General features: G+C 64.0%; 12 protein-coding genes and 10 tRNA genes. 20 read left to right on the plus strand and 2 right to left on the minus strand.

Translation table 11 applies throughout. From position 1 onward, the window contains the following. The first annotated feature begins 148 nt into the window (after positions 1-148). From HFK18_RS00375 to HFK18_RS00385, 3 genes are read left to right on the plus strand one after another with little or no spacing between them, the layout of a single operon-like run. Complete coding sequence (locus tag HFK18_RS00375) at positions 149-892, plus strand: cysteine hydrolase (protein WP_180163724.1); 744 nt, start codon at positions 149-151, stop codon at positions 890-892. Between the two features lie 53 nt (positions 893-945). Then, entirely contained in the window at positions 946-1,854 is a 909-nt protein-coding gene (locus tag HFK18_RS00380; RefSeq protein ID WP_180163725.1) for a LysR family transcriptional regulator, read from the plus strand. A 26-nt stretch (positions 1,855-1,880) separates the two neighbouring features. Then, positions 1,881-2,642 (plus strand): sulfite exporter TauE/SafE family protein, encoded by a 762-nt coding sequence (locus HFK18_RS00385; RefSeq protein ID WP_180163726.1) that lies wholly within the window; start codon positions 1,881-1,883, stop codon positions 2,640-2,642. Positions 2,643-2,646: 4 nt separating this feature from the next. Here HFK18_RS00385 and HFK18_RS00390 read toward each other — a convergent pair whose 3' ends face one another. Next, on the minus strand, positions 2,647-3,279 hold the full coding sequence (locus HFK18_RS00390) for a flavin reductase family protein (RefSeq protein WP_180163727.1): 633 nt from the start codon (positions 3,277-3,279) through the stop codon (positions 2,647-2,649). Between the two features lie 95 nt (positions 3,280-3,374). Next, on the minus strand, positions 3,375-4,133 hold the full coding sequence (locus tag HFK18_RS00395) for a Bax inhibitor-1/YccA family protein (protein ID WP_099819174.1): 759 nt from the start codon (positions 4,131-4,133) through the stop codon (positions 3,375-3,377). A gap of 182 nt (positions 4,134-4,315) precedes the next feature. On the opposite strand from HFK18_RS00395, the gene HFK18_RS00400 reads away from it, so the two are divergent. From HFK18_RS00400 to HFK18_RS00480, 17 genes are all read left to right on the plus strand, one after another. Further along, positions 4,316-4,392: transfer RNA gene (locus tag HFK18_RS00400), tRNA-Pro, on the plus strand. A gap of 38 nt (positions 4,393-4,430) precedes the next feature. Further along, positions 4,431-4,507 (plus strand) — tRNA-Arg (locus tag HFK18_RS00405). Positions 4,508-4,684: 177 nt separating this feature from the next. Then, positions 4,685-4,761: transfer RNA gene (locus tag HFK18_RS00410), tRNA-His, on the plus strand. A gap of 79 nt (positions 4,762-4,840) precedes the next feature. Then, positions 4,841-4,916, plus strand: a tRNA-Lys gene (locus HFK18_RS00415). Between the two features lie 151 nt (positions 4,917-5,067). Further along, a tRNA-Lys gene (locus HFK18_RS00420) sits at positions 5,068-5,143 on the plus strand. Between the two features lie 499 nt (positions 5,144-5,642). Continuing rightward, entirely contained in the window at positions 5,643-5,945 is a 303-nt protein-coding gene (locus HFK18_RS00425) for a hypothetical protein (protein WP_180163728.1), read from the plus strand. A gap of 123 nt (positions 5,946-6,068) precedes the next feature. Then, a tRNA-Leu gene (locus tag HFK18_RS00430) sits at positions 6,069-6,153 on the plus strand. Positions 6,154-6,344: 191 nt separating this feature from the next. Then, complete coding sequence (gene tig / locus HFK18_RS00435; protein ID WP_100551677.1) at positions 6,345-7,640, plus strand: trigger factor; 1,296 nt, start codon at positions 6,345-6,347, stop codon at positions 7,638-7,640. Between the two features lie 76 nt (positions 7,641-7,716). Then, positions 7,717-8,343, plus strand: a complete 627-nt coding sequence (gene clpP, locus HFK18_RS00440) for an ATP-dependent Clp endopeptidase proteolytic subunit ClpP (RefSeq protein WP_025878142.1) — start codon at positions 7,717-7,719, stop codon at positions 8,341-8,343. A gap of 126 nt (positions 8,344-8,469) precedes the next feature. Further along, positions 8,470-9,759, plus strand: a complete 1,290-nt coding sequence (gene clpX, locus HFK18_RS00445) for an ATP-dependent Clp protease ATP-binding subunit ClpX (RefSeq protein WP_099819177.1) — start codon at positions 8,470-8,472, stop codon at positions 9,757-9,759. Positions 9,760-9,901: 142 nt separating this feature from the next. Beyond that, positions 9,902-12,355, plus strand: coding sequence for an endopeptidase La (gene lon, locus HFK18_RS00450; RefSeq protein ID WP_099819178.1), 2,454 nt, complete (start codon positions 9,902-9,904; stop codon positions 12,353-12,355). Between the two features lie 218 nt (positions 12,356-12,573). Continuing rightward, positions 12,574-12,846, plus strand: a complete 273-nt coding sequence (locus HFK18_RS00455) for an HU family DNA-binding protein (protein WP_004146343.1) — start codon at positions 12,574-12,576, stop codon at positions 12,844-12,846. An 11-nt stretch (positions 12,847-12,857) separates the two neighbouring features. Continuing rightward, positions 12,858-12,932, plus strand: a tRNA-Val gene (locus HFK18_RS00460). A gap of 25 nt (positions 12,933-12,957) precedes the next feature. Then, positions 12,958-13,034: transfer RNA gene (locus tag HFK18_RS00465), tRNA-Asp, on the plus strand. Positions 13,035-13,123: 89 nt separating this feature from the next. Next, a tRNA-Asp gene (locus HFK18_RS00470) sits at positions 13,124-13,200 on the plus strand. A 107-nt stretch (positions 13,201-13,307) separates the two neighbouring features. After that, positions 13,308-13,384: transfer RNA gene (locus HFK18_RS00475), tRNA-Asp, on the plus strand. 184 nt (positions 13,385-13,568) lie between these two features. Then, positions 13,569-15,524, plus strand: a complete 1,956-nt coding sequence (locus HFK18_RS00480; protein WP_180163729.1) for a peptidyl-prolyl cis-trans isomerase — start codon at positions 13,569-13,571, stop codon at positions 15,522-15,524. The last annotated feature ends 148 nt before the right edge of the window (positions 15,525-15,672 follow it).

Consider the following 15,672-nt stretch of genomic DNA (forward strand, 5'->3'; position numbering starts at 1 on the left):
GCGCCTTCGGGCGCCCCGCTGCGTTTCACCACCTCCACAAAAACTGATCTGTGCAAATTTCGCACAGATCGTGTGCTCGGAAGCGGCTGGTTCGTGCGTTCAGCGCTCCGCATCCTGTGCCGACTTTCCCTCGCACAGGAGCTTGACCATGAACCTCGCTGCTTTCGGCCTGGCCAGCCTGATCGGCATGGCGGCCACCACCCCGGCGGCCGCCGCCGAGTCGTCCCATCCCACCATCCGCCATATGGCCGGCGCCCCGGCTGCCACCTCGCTCGACGCAGCGAAGACGGCCGTGCTGGTGATCGATTTCCAGAACGAGTATTTCGATGCCAGCGCCGCCGTTGGTTTCGCCGGTGGTCGCATGGTCATTCCCGATGGCGTGGCGGCCCTGCGGCAGACCCGTCGCGTGGTCGACTTCGCTGATGCCAATGGCATCCGCGTGATCCATGTGCAGCACGTGCTGCCGGCCGGCGCGCCGCTGTTCGCAGAGGGCAGCGTCAACGCGGCGTTCCACCGTGACATGCAGCCGCGCAAGGGCGAGACCGTGGTGCAGAAGGACAACGTCAGCGTGTTCGCCGGTGCCTCGGCAGCGGTATTGGACAAGGCGCTGAAGGACGCCGGTATCGACACCCTGATCGTCACCGGCCTGCAGACCCATGCCTGCGTTGCCGGTGCTGCACGTGATGCCGCTGCGGCGCCGCGCGGCTATCGGGTGATCGTGGCCTCCGATGCCTCTGCCAGCCGTGATCTGGATCTGGCCAATGGCGGGAGCATCGGCCATCGCGCATTGCATGAAGCGTCGCTGGCGCAGATCGAGGATGCCTTTGGCGATGTCATGACCACCTCGGCGATTCTGGCCCTGCCGGTGCGCAAGGCCGGCGGCGACGCTTGATAAGCTGGCGGGGTCCGCAGCCAGCGGGCCCCGCCGACCGGAGTCACCTCCCGATGGATCATTTCGCCGCCCTGCGAGCTTTGCGCGCGATCGTCGATGCAGGCAGTTTCACTGCCGCCGCCGAGCGGCTGGATACTACCCATTCGGCGATGTCGCGGCAGTTGCGTCAACTTGAAGAGCACCTGCAGGTGCGGCTGCTGGATCGCAACAGCCGGCGGTTGTCGTTGACCGAGGCCGGGCGCGACTACTATCGCGAGGCAGTGGCGCTGCTTGAACGGCTGGAGGCCGCCGATGATCGTGCGCGGGCCGGCCAGGCCCAGCCCAGCGGGCGCGTGCGGGTCAGCGTGCCGCAGGTGGTCGCCAGCCAGGAGTTGCCGCATTGGCTGCCTGGCTTCCTGGCGCGCTATCCGCAGGTGGCGCTGGAACTGTCGGCCGACGATCAGCTGGTCGATGTGGTCGGCGGTGGCTTCGATCTGGCCCTGCGCATCGCGCCGTCCTTGCCTGACAGCCAACTGGTCGCCCGTGAACTCGCGCGCTGCCCGCGCATCCTGGTTGCGGCGCCAGCCTATCTGGCCCGGCATGGACTGCCTCGACAGGTGGCCGATCTGCAGAACCACACGTTGTTGGCATTCAACCCGGTTGCTGCGATCACGCCGTGGCAGCTGCACGGGCCGCGCGGTGCCATGGTCAGCGTGGAAGCAGGCCAACGACTGCGCGTGGACGCCACACCGGCACTGTATGCGGCCGTGCTGGCCGGCATGGGCATCAGTCTGTTCACTGCGCTCACCGTGCAGGAAGACCTGCGCGCTGGCCGGTTGATCCGCGTGCTGCCCAGCTGGCACGGTGGCACGCGCTGCTATTTCGCGCTGTATCCGCATGCGCGTGCGCTGGCGCCGAAGGTGCGCGCGCTGGTCGATCATCTGGCCGCGCATTACGCTGCAGCGTCGGGTGCGGCAGGGTAGTTGCACGGCAGCGGTGAGGAGTGGGGATGGAGTCGGTGTATCTGCTGGTCGCGCTGGGCGCGATCGTCGCGGGGTTCGTACAGGGCCTGTCCGGTTTCGCGTTCGGCATGGTCGCGATGTCGTTCTGGGCGTGGGGGCTGGATCCCCGGCTTGCGGCGACGCTGTCGGTGTTCGGCGCGCTGGTCGGCCAGTTGCTGGCGGTGTTCACCGTGCGCCGTGGCTTCAACCTGCGCCTGCTGCTGCCGTTCGTGCTCGGCGGGTTGGCGGGCATTCCGCTGGGCGTGCTGGTGCTGCCACAGCTGGACATGGTCTGGTTCAAGGCGCTGCTAGGAGGATTCCTGGCGCTGTGGTGCCCGGTGATGCTGATGGCGCGTTCGTTGCCACCGGTCACCGTTGGCGGCAGGTTTGGCGACGCGCTGGCCGGCATGGCCGGCGGTGTGCTCAGCGGCATCGGTGGCTTCGCCGGACCGGTGCCGACGCTGTGGAGCACGCTGCGTGGCTTCGGCAAGGACGAGCAGCGCGCGGTCATCCAGAACTTCAATCTGGCGATGCTGGCGGTGACCATGGCCACCTATGTTGGTACCGGCATGGTGACCCGGCAGATGCTGCCGTACTTCGCCATCGTCGCACCGGCGATGCTGGTGCCAACGCTGCTGGGGGCGAAGCTGTATGTCGGTATCAGTGAAGCGCGTTTCCGGCAGATCGTGCTGGGGCTGTTGACGGCCTCCGGCGTTGCCATGCTGGCCTCGTCGTTGCCGTTGCTGCTGTCCCGTGGGGCGGCGGGATGAGGGCTCAGGCGGGCCGCAGCATGCGGAAGCGTTGCTCGGCGGTGATCCGGAAGTAGTCGGCCGGTCCGCCGCCACGCAGGATGGTGTCGCTCGCGGCAGTGTCGTAGATGCCGTCGACGAGCAGCCGCGTATCGATATGCACGGCGACCACTTCTCCCAGTACCAGCCAGCCATTGGTGTCGTTACCGGCCGCATCACGCAGACGCACGATCTGCGTGCAGCGGCACTCCATGCTTACCGGGCTCTGCGCCACGCGCGGCGGTGCAACCTGCTCCGAGGGCAGTGGTGTCAGCCCCGCCAATGCGAACTCGTCCACTTCGGGCGCGACGGCGCGGCAGCTTTCGTTCATTGCCTTGGCCAGGTCGAATGTGGCGAGGTTCCAGACGAACTCGCCGGTGGCTTCGATGTTGCGCAGCGAGTCCTTGCGCCCCTGGCTGCTGAAGCCAATGATCGGCGGCGTGTAGTTGAAGGCGTTGAAGAAGCTGTAGGGCGCCAGGTTCACATTGCTGTCGGCATCACGACTGGAGATCCAGCCGATGGGGCGCGGGCCGATGATGGCGTTGAAAGGATCGTGCGGCAGGCGATGGCCGTCGGCCGGGCGATAGCTGTGGAAGCGGGGAGGGAGGGTGTCTGCCATGGGTGTGTTTCCGGGGGAGTCGAGCGTGCTCGACGCTACAGAAAAGGCCGCGATCCCGACGGACCGCGGCCTTGTCGTTTACGGCATGGATTGGATCAGCGCTGCTGGATCTTCGACAGCAGGCGCAGGAACTCCACATACAACCAGACCAGGGTCACCATCAGGCCGAATGCGCCATACCATTCCATGTACTTCGGCGCGCGCTGGGCCACGCCGGTTTCGATGAAGTCGAAATCCAGCACCAGGTTCAGCGCGGCCACGACCACCACGAACAGGCTGAAGGCGATGCCCAGCCAGCTGGCGTCATGGATCACCGGCACGTTGATGTTGAAGAAGCCAAGCACGAACGACGCCAGGTACAGCAGGGCGATGCCGCCGGTGGCGGCGACCACGCCGAGCTTGAAGTTTTCGGTGGCCTTGATCAGGCCGCTGCGGTAGGCGAACAGCAGCGCGAACAAGGTGCCGAAGGTCAGCAGCACCGCCTGGAACACGATGCCGGGGAACTTCATGTTGAACACGGCCGAGATGGCGCCCAGGAACAGGCCCTCCACCAGCGCATACATCGGCGCGGTGACCGGCGACCACTCCTTCTTGAAGACGGTGATCAGGGCCAGCACCAGGCCGCCGATCGCACCGCCCATGGCGTACAGCTTGGCGCCGGCCATCACCTGGCCGTAGTCGTCCACGGTCTGGTTCCAGGCGAACGCTGCAGTCAGCACGGTCAGCAGCAGCAGGAAGCCGGTCTTGTTGACGGTGCCATTGAGGGTCATTACCTGGCCGGGGCTGGTCACCACCGAGCCACTGGCCAGATCGAGGAAGGTCGACTCGGAAAGAGCCGGGTTGCCGCTGCGCATGCGAGGTCTCCGTGCGAAAAGGGGGGCGATTCGGCCATCCGGCCGATGGCTGCGAGCATAGCCGATGGCTGCGCAAGCTGTGGTCATGGCCGGGCAGGGCGGGGATTGCGCGTTGACAGTTCGCACGACGCTTGGCCACAATGGTCAGCTCCCCGGGTCCACGCCCGAGGGGATTGCAACACCGGGGTATAGCGCAGTCTGGTAGCGCGCCTGCTTTGGGAGCAGGATGTCGGGGGTTCGAATCCCTCTACCCCGACCAATCCACATCACGTCGGATTGGACGCCGTTCCGGTTCGGGCGCCCGTAGCTCAACTGGATAGAGCACCGGCCTTCTAAGCCGGCGGTTACAGGTTCGATTCCTGTCGGGCGCGCCATTGGTTGGTGCGACACCGGAACGTAGCTGGCGGATGTGAAGAAGTGCTTGCAAAAGCCTGTCGACTCCACCAGAATGTCGGACTCGCTTCGGCGGACCTGAACTTCGGTGACAGTCCTCGGGCAACGTATCAAGCGTCAACGTCGGCAGCATCGACGGTGAAGCGAAAGTTTCAGTGGTGGCTGTAGCTCAGTTGGTTAGAGTACCGGATTGTGATTCCGGTGGTCGGGGGTTCGAATCCCCTCAGCCACCCCACTGATTCAACCGCATCGGCAACGCCGAAACGGTATTGCAATAAACAGAGTGCACGCTACAATGTGCGTCTGAGTTTCAAGGGCTGTTAGCTCAGTTGGTAGAGCAGTTGACTCTTAATCAATAGGTCCAAGGTTCGAATCCTTGACAGCCCACCAAGACAGAAGCCATCGGGTCCACCCGGTGGCTTTTTTCTTCAGATGTAACCCTTCGCGATGGATCGCCGGTTGCAGTGCTTGTTTCAACGACGTTGAAGAAAGTACTTGCAATGCCCTCGCGGATCGGGTCATAATTCGCCCCCCCGATTTCGGGCTGTTAGCTCAGTTGGTAGAGCAGTTGACTCTTAATCAATAGGTCCAAGGTTCGAATCCTTGACAGCCCACCAGACGAAAGCCACTTGGTCCGCCAAGTGGCTTTTTTCTTTCTGTCTCCGCTGGCGTGGAGCCGGCTGGAGGATAGCCCCCTTGAGTCAAGGGGGCGCGGCGAAGCCGGGGGGATGTGGGTGTGGGTGAGAGGGGCCCGCGCGGTGCGCAGCAGCGCGTGGGGCGGCAGCGCGAATGCGCAGCCGCGTCCCCAAGGTTCGAATCCTTGACAGCCCACCAGACGAAAGCCACTTGGTTCGCCAAGTGGCTTTTTTCTTGCCTTCGACAGCACTGGTAGGTCCGCGCCCTGCGTGGATGAAGGCTGTACGAAACGCGCAATCCACGCATGGCGTGGATCTACTGAAGCACGGCTGAAATCAGCGTCAAATGCGTCATCGGCATGTTCAATGCTGTGAGCTGCTTCTCACCGGTTGCCATCGGCATCGCTCCCAATGGGTGTTCCGCGCCGAAGGCGCATGCATGAGGAATGCTTTGATGGCCATTAACAGGACTGTGGGTCTGATGCTGTCCGGCCTGACGGTGATCGTGCTGTCAGGTTGCAGGGCGGACGACGCCGCCACTGCCGGGGCAGCGCCGGATCACGCGCGGACGGTGGAGCGCGCTGCGGATGTCGAGCATGTGCCCGCGCAACCGGTCGACACGGCGATGGCAATGCGTCCGGCCCAGGCAACGGGTGAGGGGGTACCTGCGGAGACGGTTGAAATGAAGCGCCCTGAAGACGGCGCGACGCTTGAGGCCCGCCAGCGCGATGCTGCGGTGGGCAGCGACGGTGCGGCGTCCGGGCAGGTGCAGCCCGCGCATTGATCCGGTGGCCCGGGTCGGCACCCGCCGCCCGGGCCGCTTTCTCCATCAAATTGCGTATTCAGTTTTGTGGAAGCCTTCCGCTTTCCGCCCCCGCCTGCAACAATGAACGCCTGAGCCGGCCACGCGAAAGTGGCGGAATTGGTAGACGCCCTGGATTTAGGTTCCAGTGCCGCAAGGCGTGGGGGTTCGAGTCCCCCCTTTCGCACCAGGCCGGCCCGTCCCCCGCCCAGTCGGGCATTCCGCGTCAATCCCTGCGCCCCGCCATGCTGGCGGCGCCGCCCGAATTGGGCGAAACTAAAGGGCTGCGGCAAGCAGGCGCGTCATCGACGTCGTGTCCTTACAACCGTTTCATCCATCATCGAGCCGGGGGCCAGGGCGCCACCGGTGGCAGGAGTCAACATGCAAGCTTCGATCGAAACCATCGGCAACCTGGAACGCCGCCTGAGCTTCTCGCTGCCGGAAGACCGTCTGCAGAGCCACATCAACGGCCGCCTGGGCGAAATCGCCCGCACCACCCGCATCAAGGGTTTCCGTCCGGGCAAGGTGCCGGCCAAGGTGATCGAGCAGCGCTTCGGCGCGCAGGTCCGTGGCGAGGCGCTGGACGGCCTGCTGCGCGAGACCTTCGATGCCGCCGTGCGCGAGCACGACCTGCGCATCGTCGGCAGCCCGCGCATCGACAAGGGTGACGAGGGCGAGTTCTCCTTCGTGGCCACCGTCGAAGTGGTGCCGGACTTCGGTGACATCGACGTCAGCAAGCTGACCGTCGTGCGCCACACCGCCGAGATCACCGATGCCGACATCGACCAGATGATCGAGAACCTGCAGACCCAGCGTCGCAGCTGGTCGCCGGTCACCCGTGCCGCGCAGGACGGCGATCTGGTCGCACTGGAAACCTGGTCGCAGGCCGGTGACGAGCGCCTGCCGGCGGAAGGCACCGAGAAGGGCAGCATCGTGCTCGGTCAGGGCATGATGTTCGAGACCATCGAGCAGGGCCTGGTCGGCATGACCAAGGACGAAGAGAAGACCCTGGACGTCGAGTTCCCGGCTGACTGGCGCGTGCCGGCGCTGGCGGGCAAGACCGTGCAGGTCACCGTCAAGGTCACCGACATCTCCGAGCCGGTCGTGCCGGCGGTCGATGAAGCCTTCATCAAGAGCTTCGGCGTGAAGGGCGGCGACGTCGAGCAGTTCCGCAGCGACATCCGTGCCAACCTCGAGCGCGAGCTCAAGGGCGCGCTGATGAACCGCCTGCGTCGTGAAGTCGGCGAGCAGCTGATCGCGGCCTACGCTTCGGTGGAAATGCCGCCGCGCCTGGTCGAGAACGAAGCCCGCGCCATGCTGGCCCAGCAGGTCGAGCAGATCCGCCGCAGCGGCCGCAACCCGGGCGAGATCCCGGCCGACGCCCACGAAGGCTTCAAGGACGCTGCTGCCAAGCGCGTGCTGGTCGGCCTGGTGGTCGGCGAAGTGGCCCGCAGCAACGACCTGCGCCTGGAGCCGAAGCGTCTGAATGAAACGATGCGTCTGATCGCTTCGACCTACGAAGAGCCGGAGCAGGTCATTGAGATGTACCGCAACGACCCCCAGCTGATGTCTGGCCTGCAGAACCGCGTGATGGAAGAGCAGGTGATCGACTGGATCGCCGAGCGCGCCCAGCACACTGAAGAAAAGCTGTCGTTCCAGGACGCGATCCGCCAGTAATCCCTGGCGGATTGCCGGATACCCCGCGCCAGCCCTGGCGCGGGGGTGTTTCCCCCCAAGATAGGTACCTCACGAAATGGACAACCGAACCAAAGCCCTGAACATGGTTCCCATGGTGGTCGAGCAGACCAGCCGCGGCGAGCGTGCCTACGACATCTATTCGCGCCTGTTGAAGGAGCGTCTGATTTTCCTGGTTGGCCCGATCGACGATCACATGGCCAACGTGGTGGTGGCGCAGCTGCTGTTCCTGGAAGCGGAAAACCCGGAAAAGGACATCAGCATCTACATCAACTCGCCGGGTGGCGTGGTCACCGCCGGCATGGCGATCTACGACACCATGCAGTACATCAAGCCGGACGTGAGCACCATCTGCGTCGGCCAGGCCGCCTCGATGGGCGCGCTGCTGCTGGCTTCCGGTGCAGCCGGCAAGCGCTATGCGCTGCCGAACTCGCGGGTGATGATCCACCAGCCGCTGGGCGGCTTCCAGGGCCAGGCCACCGACATCGACATCCACGCTCGCGAGATCCTGACCCTGCGCGCGCGCCTGAACGAAGTGCTGGCCAAGCACACCGGCCAGTCGCTGGAGACCATCGCGCGCGATACCGAGCGCGACAACTTCAAGAGCGCGGTCGATGCGGTCGCCTACGGCCTGGTCGACCAGGTCCTGGAGCGTCGTCCGGAAGAGTCGATCCAGGCCGGCTGACCGGCACTCACGGGGCCATGGCAGGCCCCGTTCCTGCAGGGTCGGGTGGACTGATGTCCCTCCGGCCCTGTGTTATTCTCGAATCGAACCCCCGTTCAGCGGGTGGCGTAACTGGGTAAGCGAAGCATGAGCGAAGACCGCCAAGGTCGTTCCACGGACACCGGCAAGATCCTCTACTGCTCTTTCTGCGGCAAGAGCCAGCATGAAGTGCGCAAGCTGATTGCCGGTCCGAGCGTGTTCATCTGTGATGAGTGCGTGGAGCTGTGCAACGACATCATCCGTGAGGAGCTTGAGGAAAAGGCGCAGTCGGCACGCAGTTCGCTGCCCAAGCCGCGCGAGATCCTCGAGGTGCTCGACCAGTACGTGATCGGCCAGAACCGCGCGAAGCGGACGTTGGCCGTGGCCGTGTACAACCACTACAAGCGCATCGAGAGCCGCCAGAAGAACGACGAAGTCGAGCTGGCGAAGTCGAACATCCTGCTGGTCGGTCCGACCGGTTCGGGCAAGACCCTGCTGGCCGAGACCCTGGCCCGCCTGCTCAACGTGCCGTTCACCATGGCCGACGCCACCACGCTGACCGAAGCCGGTTACGTGGGCGAGGACGTGGAGAACATCATCCAGAAGCTGCTGCAGAAGTGCGACTACGACGTCGAGAAGGCACAGCAGGGCATCGTCTACATCGATGAAATCGACAAGATCTCGCGCAAGAGCGAGAACCCTTCGATCACCCGCGATGTGTCCGGCGAAGGCGTGCAGCAGGCCCTGTTGAAGCTGATCGAAGGCACCGTGGCCAGCGTTCCGCCGCAGGGTGGGCGCAAGCATCCGCAGCAGGAATTCCTGCAGGTGGACACCAAGAACATCCTGTTCATCTGCGGCGGCGCGTTCGCTGGCCTGGACAAGGTGATCCAGCAGCGTTCCAACGACGCCGGCGGCATCGGTTTCGGCGCCAAGGTGAAGAGCAGCGAGCGCAAGCAGGAAGTGGGCAAGGTGCTGGCCGAAGTCGAGCCGGAAGACCTGATCAAGTTCGGCCTGATTCCCGAGTTCGTGGGCCGCCTGCCGGTGGTCGCGACCCTGGAGGAACTGGACGAGCCGGCCCTGATCCGCATCCTGACCGAGCCGAAAAACGCCATCACCAAGCAGTTCAAGAAGCTGTTCGAGATGGAAAACGTGGAACTGGAGTTCCGTCCGGACGCGTTGTCGGCCATCGCCAAGAAGGCGCTCAAGCGCAAGACCGGCGCCCGTGGCCTGCGTACCATCGTCGAATCGGTCCTGCTGGACACCATGTACGACCTGCCGTCGCAGGAAAACGTCAGCAAGGTTGTCGTGGATGAATCGGTGATCGAGCACAAGTCCGAGCCGTACCTGATCTACCAGACCCCGCCGGCCCCTGAACAGAAGGCCGCTGGCGCCGAATGATTCTTTCAACTTGTTGAATAGAAAGAATTTTCTCGGAACGTCTTGCATCTGAAAGCCGATGGCCCCATAACGGGGCCATCGGCTTTTTTTGTCTCCGGAAGATGCCCTCCCGGAGACGGTTTTCCCCTTCCCTGGAGCCCCCATGGCCCGTTCCCCAAGTGAGACCCTCGACCTGCCGGTCCTGCCGCTGCGCGACGTAGTGGTATTCCCGCACATGGTCATCCCGCTGTTCGTCGGCCGCGACAAGTCCATGCATGCGCTGGAACAGGCAATGGAAGCGGACAAGCGCATCCTGCTGCTGGCGCAGAAGTCGGCCGAAACCGATGACCCGCAGGCCGCTGACCTCTACCAGGTCGGCACCCTGGCGCAGGTGCTGCAGCTGCTGAAGCTGCCCGACGGCACCATCAAGGTGCTGGTCGAGGGCCTGTCGCGCGTGCAGGTGACCAGCGTCAGCGAACGTGATGGCTCGCTGCACGGCCAGGCCGTCGAAATCGAGGCCACCGACGCACGCGAGCCGCGCGAGATCGAGGCCATCGCCCGCTCGCTGATGTCGCTGTTCGAGCAGTACGTCAAGACCAACCGCAAGCTGCCGCCGGAGCTGCTGCAGACCCTGGCCGGCATCGATGAGCCGACTCGCCTTGCCGACACCATCGCCGCGCATATCAGCGTGCGGTTGTCGGACAAGCAGCGCCTGCTGGAAACGCTGGCCGTGGGCGAACGCCTGGAGATGCTGGTCGGTCTGGTCGATGGCGAGATCGACGTGCAGCAGATGGAAAAGCGCATCCGCGGCCGCGTGAAGTCGCAGATGGAAAAGAGCCAGCGCGAGTACTACCTCAACGAACAGATGAAGGCCATCCAGAAGGAACTGGGTGACCTCGACGACGCGCCGGGCGAACTGGAAGAGCTGGCGCGCAAGATTGCCGAAGCGGGCATGCCCAAGCCGGTGGAAACCAAGGCGCGCAACGAGCTCAACAAGCTCAAGCAGATGTCGCCGATGTCCGCCGAAGCGGCGGTCGTGCGCAACTACCTGGAGTGGCTGCTGGGCGTGCCGTGGAAGAAGCGCAGCAAGGTGCGCAAGGACCTGAAGGCCGCGCAGGACACCCTCGATGCCGATCACTACGGCCTGGAGAAGGTCAAGGAGCGCATCCTTGAATACCTGGCGGTGCAGTCGCGTGTGAAGCAGATGAAGGGCCCGATCCTGTGCCTGGTCGGACCGCCGGGCGTGGGCAAGACCTCGCTGGGCCAGTCCATCGCCAAGGCCACCAACCGCAAGTTCGTGCGCATGTCGCTGGGCGGCGTGCGCGACGAAGCCGAGATCCGTGGCCACCGTCGTACCTATGTCGGTTCGATGCCGGGCCGCATCGTGCAGAACCTCAACAAGGTCGGCAGCAAGAACCCGCTGTTCGTGCTGGACGAGATCGACAAGATGTCGATGGACTTCCGCGGAGATCCGTCTTCGGCGCTGCTGGAAGTGCTCGACCCCGAGCAGAACAACGCATTCAACGACCACTACCTGGAAGTGGACCTGGACCTGTCCGAAGTGATGTTCGTGGCCACCTCGAACTCGCTCAACATTCCGGGGCCGCTGCTGGACCGCATGGAAGTGATCCGCATCCCCGGTTACACCGAGGATGAGAAGCTCAACATCGCCACCCGTTACCTGGCTCCCAAGCAGATCAAGGCCAATGGCCTGAAGCCGGAAGAGCTGGAGATCGGCAGCGATGCGATCCAGGACATCGTGCGCTACTACACGCGCGAATCCGGCGTGCGCAACCTGGAACGCGAGATCGCCAAGATCTGCCGCAAGGTGGTGAAGGAGATCGCGCTGGGTGGACCGCAGCCGGTGGCGAAGGCGAAGAAGGGCGCGCGCAAGTCCAAGGCGCTGGTGAGCGTGTCGAGCAAGAACCTGGACAAGTACCTGGGCGTGCGTCGCTTCGACTTCGGCCGTGCCGAAGAAGAGAACGAGATCGGCCTGGTCACCGGTCTGGCCTGGACCGAAGTCGGTGGCGATCTGCTGCAGATCGAATCGACGCTGGTGCCGGGCAAGGGCCAGCTGATCCTGACCGGCCAGCTCGGCAACGTGATGAAGGAATCGGCGTCGGCGGCGTTGTCGGTGGTGCGTTCGCGTGCGGTCGGCTTCGGTATCGATCCGGAGTTCCTGCAGAAGCACGACGTGCATCTGCACGTACCCGATGGTGCGACGCCGAAGGATGGCCCCAGTGCCGGTGCGGCGATGGTGACCTCGCTGGTGTCGATGCTGACCAAGGTGGCCGTGCGCGCCGATGTGGCGATGACGGGCGAAATCACCCTGCGTGGTCGCGTCACCGCGATCGGCGGCCTGAAGGAGAAGTTGCTGGCGGCACTGCGCGGCGGAATCCGCACGGTGATCATCCCCGATGAGAACCGCAAGGATCTTGCCGACATTCCCGCCAACGTCACCCGCGATCTGGAGATCGTGCCGGTTAAGTACATCGAGGAAGTGCTTGATCTGGCGCTGGAACGTCCGCTGGCGCCGAAGAAGACGCGCAAGAGTGCGCAACGCGTCACGGTGCGCAGCAAGGCCAAACCGAGTGGAAACGCCCGCGTCAAGCATTGATGCGTCCTGTCGAAATGCTTGAAACCCGCGTCGTTGCTGGCTTTCCAGCTTGCGTGGGGGTAGGGCCGCTGGTATAAAAGCAGCACTCGCGAATGAGTGATCGCAGTCAGCGCTCACTGAATTCGGCGAACCGTTTCCACATGGCAACCGCATGCAGACGTCGTGCGGTTGCTTCCCTGTCGAATACGCGGAACCCACCGCCAAAGGAGTTGTAAAGAATGAACAAGACCGAATTGATCGATGCCGTTGCTGAAGCTGCCGACCTGACCAAGGCCGAGTCCAGCCGCGCTGTCGATGCCGTCGTTGCTGCCGTCACCAAGGCGCTGAAGGACGGCGATGCGGTCACCCTGGTTGGCTTCGGTACCTTCCAGGTCCGCGACCGTGCTGCCCGCACCGGCCGCAACCCGAAGACCGGCGACACCATCAAGATCGCTGCTTCGAAGAATCCGTCGTTCAAGGCTGGTAAGGCCCTGAAGGATGCTGTAAACTAAGCGGCTCGCTGGGGTGCTTAGCTCAGCGGTAGAGCGTCTCCTTTACACGGAGAGGGTCGGGGGTTCGAAACCCTCAGCACCCACCACAGCACCGCGGTAAGTTTGAAATGTGGAGCGGTAGTTCAGCTGGTTAGAATGCTGGCCTGTCACGCCGGAGGTCGCGGGTTCGAGTCCCGTCCGCTCCGCCATTTTCAACGAGGCCCCCGGCCGAAAAGCTGGGGGCCTTGTTTTCTCTCCAACCTCCCGGTTGCAGAGAAAACAAAGAGGTCTGCAATACGGAGCGGTAGTTCAGCTGGTTAGAATGCTGGCCTGTCACGCCGGAGGTCGCGGGTTCGAGTCCCGTCCGCTCCGCCATTGCAAAACTCTTAAATCCTCGTGAAAAAACTTTGAAAAAAGTGTTCAGCGGGGTAGGTTTTCAGGAAGTCTTCGGATATACTGAGCGCCTGCAAAGTTTCAAGCGCGGAGCGGTAGTTCAGCTGGTTAGAATGCTGGCCTGTCACGCCGGAGGTCGCGGGTTCGAGTCCCGTCCGCTCCGCCAACTCTAAGAGCCCTCGACGCAAGTCGGGGGCTTTTTCTTTGCGTCGTTTTCATCGTTTGATGCGCGCGATCGTGTCGATCGCCTGGCCAGGGTGGCGCCAGACCCCGCCGGCACTGCTTTTGGTCCACGCCGCGAAGCGGGTTACACTGCCGGGCTCGCCAATCAAGCCTTGTGATTCCTCACCATGCTGCAGAAACTCCGCGACAAGACCTCAGGCTGGATCGTTACCGTGATCCTGGGGCTGCTGATGATTCCGTTCCTGTTCGTCATCGACAACAGCTACCTCGGTGGCGTCGGCGCACAGAACGTCGCCAAGGTTTCGGCACCGCCGACCTGGTGGCGCTCGGCACCGTCCTGGTGGCCGGTGCGCATGATGTGGCAGCACCATGAGATCAGCGCACAGGATTTCCGCACCCGTTTCGAGCAGGAACGCATGCGCGAACGCCAGCAGCAGGGCGAGAACTTCGACCCGCGCGCGTTCGAAAGCACCGAGAACAAGCTGGCCGTGCTCGACCAGTTGATCGACGAGCAGGTCGTGCGCCTGGTCGGTGAGCAGGCCGGTGTCGTGATTGGCGACGGCGCTGTGCGCGAATACATCACCACCATTCCGGGCTTCCTGGGCGCCGATGGCAAGTTCAGCGAGAGCAATTACCGTCTGGCCCTGGCCGGTGGCAATCCGCCGCGCACGCCGACCCAGTTCCAGGAACTGGTACGTGAGAGCCTGCAGCAGTCGGTGATCCCGTCGGGCCTGCAGAACTCCGGCTTTGTCACCCAGGCCGAGACCGAGCGTCTGTTGAAGCTGCTGGGCGAAACCCGCGATGTGGAACTGGCCGCGCTGCCGGAAGTTCCGGTTGATACCGCGCCGGTGACCGACGCGCAGATCAAGCAGTGGTACGACAGCCATGGCAAGGATTTCCGCCAGGCCGAATCGGTGTCGCTGGAATATGTCGAGCTCAATGGTGCGAACCTGCCGGCGCCGACCGCGGCCGACGAGGCAACCCTGCGCAAGCGCTATGAAGACGAGAAGGCCAAGTTCACCACGCCGGAACAGCGCCAGGCGGCGCATATCCTGATCACCGGCGACGGTGCTGAAGCCAAGGCCGCCAAGTTGGCTGTCGAAGCAAAGGCGGCAGGTGCCGACTTTGCCGCGCTGGCCAAGGCGAACTCGGAAGATCCCGGTTCCAAGGCGCAGGGCGGTGACCTGGGTTGGGTGGAACGTGGCGCGATGGTCAAGCCGTTTGAAGACGCACTGTTTGGCGCCAAGGCCGGTGAAGTGATCGGCCCGGTCAAGACCGACTTCGGCTTCCACATCATCAAGGTCGCTGCGGTTCGTGGCGGCCAGGGCAAGTCGTTTGAAGAAGTGCGTGACACCCTGGCAGCCGAGCAGCTGAAGGCCGACGGTGAGCGTGGCTTCAACGATCTGGCAGGCCGCCTGGTCGATGCCATCAACAAGAGCCCGAGCGACCTGGCCGCAGCCGCCAAGGACGTCGGCCTGCCGATGCAGACGCTGGGCCCGATCACGCGCACCACCGCCACCGGCATTGCCGCTGATCCGGCCGTGCTGCGTGCTGCCTTCTCCGACGTCCTGGTGCAGGACGGTACCGCCAGCGATCCGATCGCCCTGGGTGGCAGCAGCAACCACAGCGTGGTGATCCGTGTTGCCGCGCATACCCCGGAGCAGGCGCTGCCGCTGGACAAGGCGCGTGAGCAGGTGATCGCCGCGATCCGTGCCGACCGTCAGCGCCAGGCCGGTGACAAGGCCGCCGATGCCCTGCTGGCCAAGCTGAAGGCGGGCGCGACCCTGCAGTCGCTGGCCGCCAGCGAGAAGCTGCAGCTGAGCCCGATGCCGGGCCTGCCGCGCAGCCAGCCGGTGCCGACCCCGGAGATCAACCGCGCGATCTTCAGCGCGCCGGTGCCGGCCGAAGGCAAGCCGAGCTACGGCAAGGTCGACGTCAACGGTCATGCACTGGTCTTCGCAGTGAACAAGGTCAACCCGGGTGACATCAAGGAAGTGACCGCCGAGCAGCAGAAGCAGCTGAAGGACCAGCTGAGCCAGATCGACGGCATGGCTGCTGCCAAGGCGTACATCGACGCGATGCGCAAGCGCTTCCTGGTGCAGACCACCGAAGCGAACCTGTAAGCCTCTGGCGAGCAGGAACGAAAAGGCCCGGCATTGCCGGGCCTTTTTTGTTGTTGCAACCTCGATCAAACCGTGACCCGAGCAATGAGTGCCGACCAAGGTCGGCCGCTACCAGAAGCGAAGCAACCCGCGCCTGTTCACGCTCTTC

Source organism: Stenotrophomonas sp. SbOxS2 (assembly GCF_013416715.1).
GTDB classification, from domain to species: domain Bacteria; phylum Pseudomonadota; class Gammaproteobacteria; order Xanthomonadales; family Xanthomonadaceae; genus Stenotrophomonas; species Stenotrophomonas lactitubi.

Excerpts from the sequence above, each read along its gene's own strand:
- HFK18_RS00375 (WP_180163724.1), top strand. The coding sequence starts at position 149 with ATGAACCTCGCTGCTTTCGGCCTGGCCAGCCTGATCGGCATGGCGGCC.
- HFK18_RS00380 (WP_180163725.1), top strand. The coding sequence starts at position 946 with ATGGATCATTTCGCCGCCCTGCGAGCTTTGCGCGCGATCGTCGATGCA.
- HFK18_RS00385 (WP_180163726.1), top strand. The coding sequence starts at position 1,881 with ATGGAGTCGGTGTATCTGCTGGTCGCGCTGGGCGCGATCGTCGCGGGG.
- HFK18_RS00390 (WP_180163727.1), bottom strand. The coding sequence starts at position 3,279 with ATGGCAGACACCCTCCCTCCCCGCTTCCACAGCTATCGCCCGGCCGAC.
- HFK18_RS00395 (WP_099819174.1), bottom strand. The coding sequence starts at position 4,133 with ATGCGCAGCGGCAACCCGGCTCTTTCCGAGTCGACCTTCCTCGATCTG.
- HFK18_RS00425 (WP_180163728.1), top strand. The coding sequence starts at position 5,643 with ATGCTGTCCGGCCTGACGGTGATCGTGCTGTCAGGTTGCAGGGCGGAC.
- tig (WP_100551677.1), top strand. The coding sequence starts at position 6,345 with ATGCAAGCTTCGATCGAAACCATCGGCAACCTGGAACGCCGCCTGAGC.
- clpP (WP_025878142.1), top strand. The coding sequence starts at position 7,717 with ATGGACAACCGAACCAAAGCCCTGAACATGGTTCCCATGGTGGTCGAG.
- clpX (WP_099819177.1), top strand. The coding sequence starts at position 8,470 with ATGAGCGAAGACCGCCAAGGTCGTTCCACGGACACCGGCAAGATCCTC.
- lon (WP_099819178.1), top strand. The coding sequence starts at position 9,902 with ATGGCCCGTTCCCCAAGTGAGACCCTCGACCTGCCGGTCCTGCCGCTG.
- HFK18_RS00455 (WP_004146343.1), top strand. The coding sequence starts at position 12,574 with ATGAACAAGACCGAATTGATCGATGCCGTTGCTGAAGCTGCCGACCTG.
- HFK18_RS00480 (WP_180163729.1), top strand. The coding sequence starts at position 13,569 with ATGCTGCAGAAACTCCGCGACAAGACCTCAGGCTGGATCGTTACCGTG.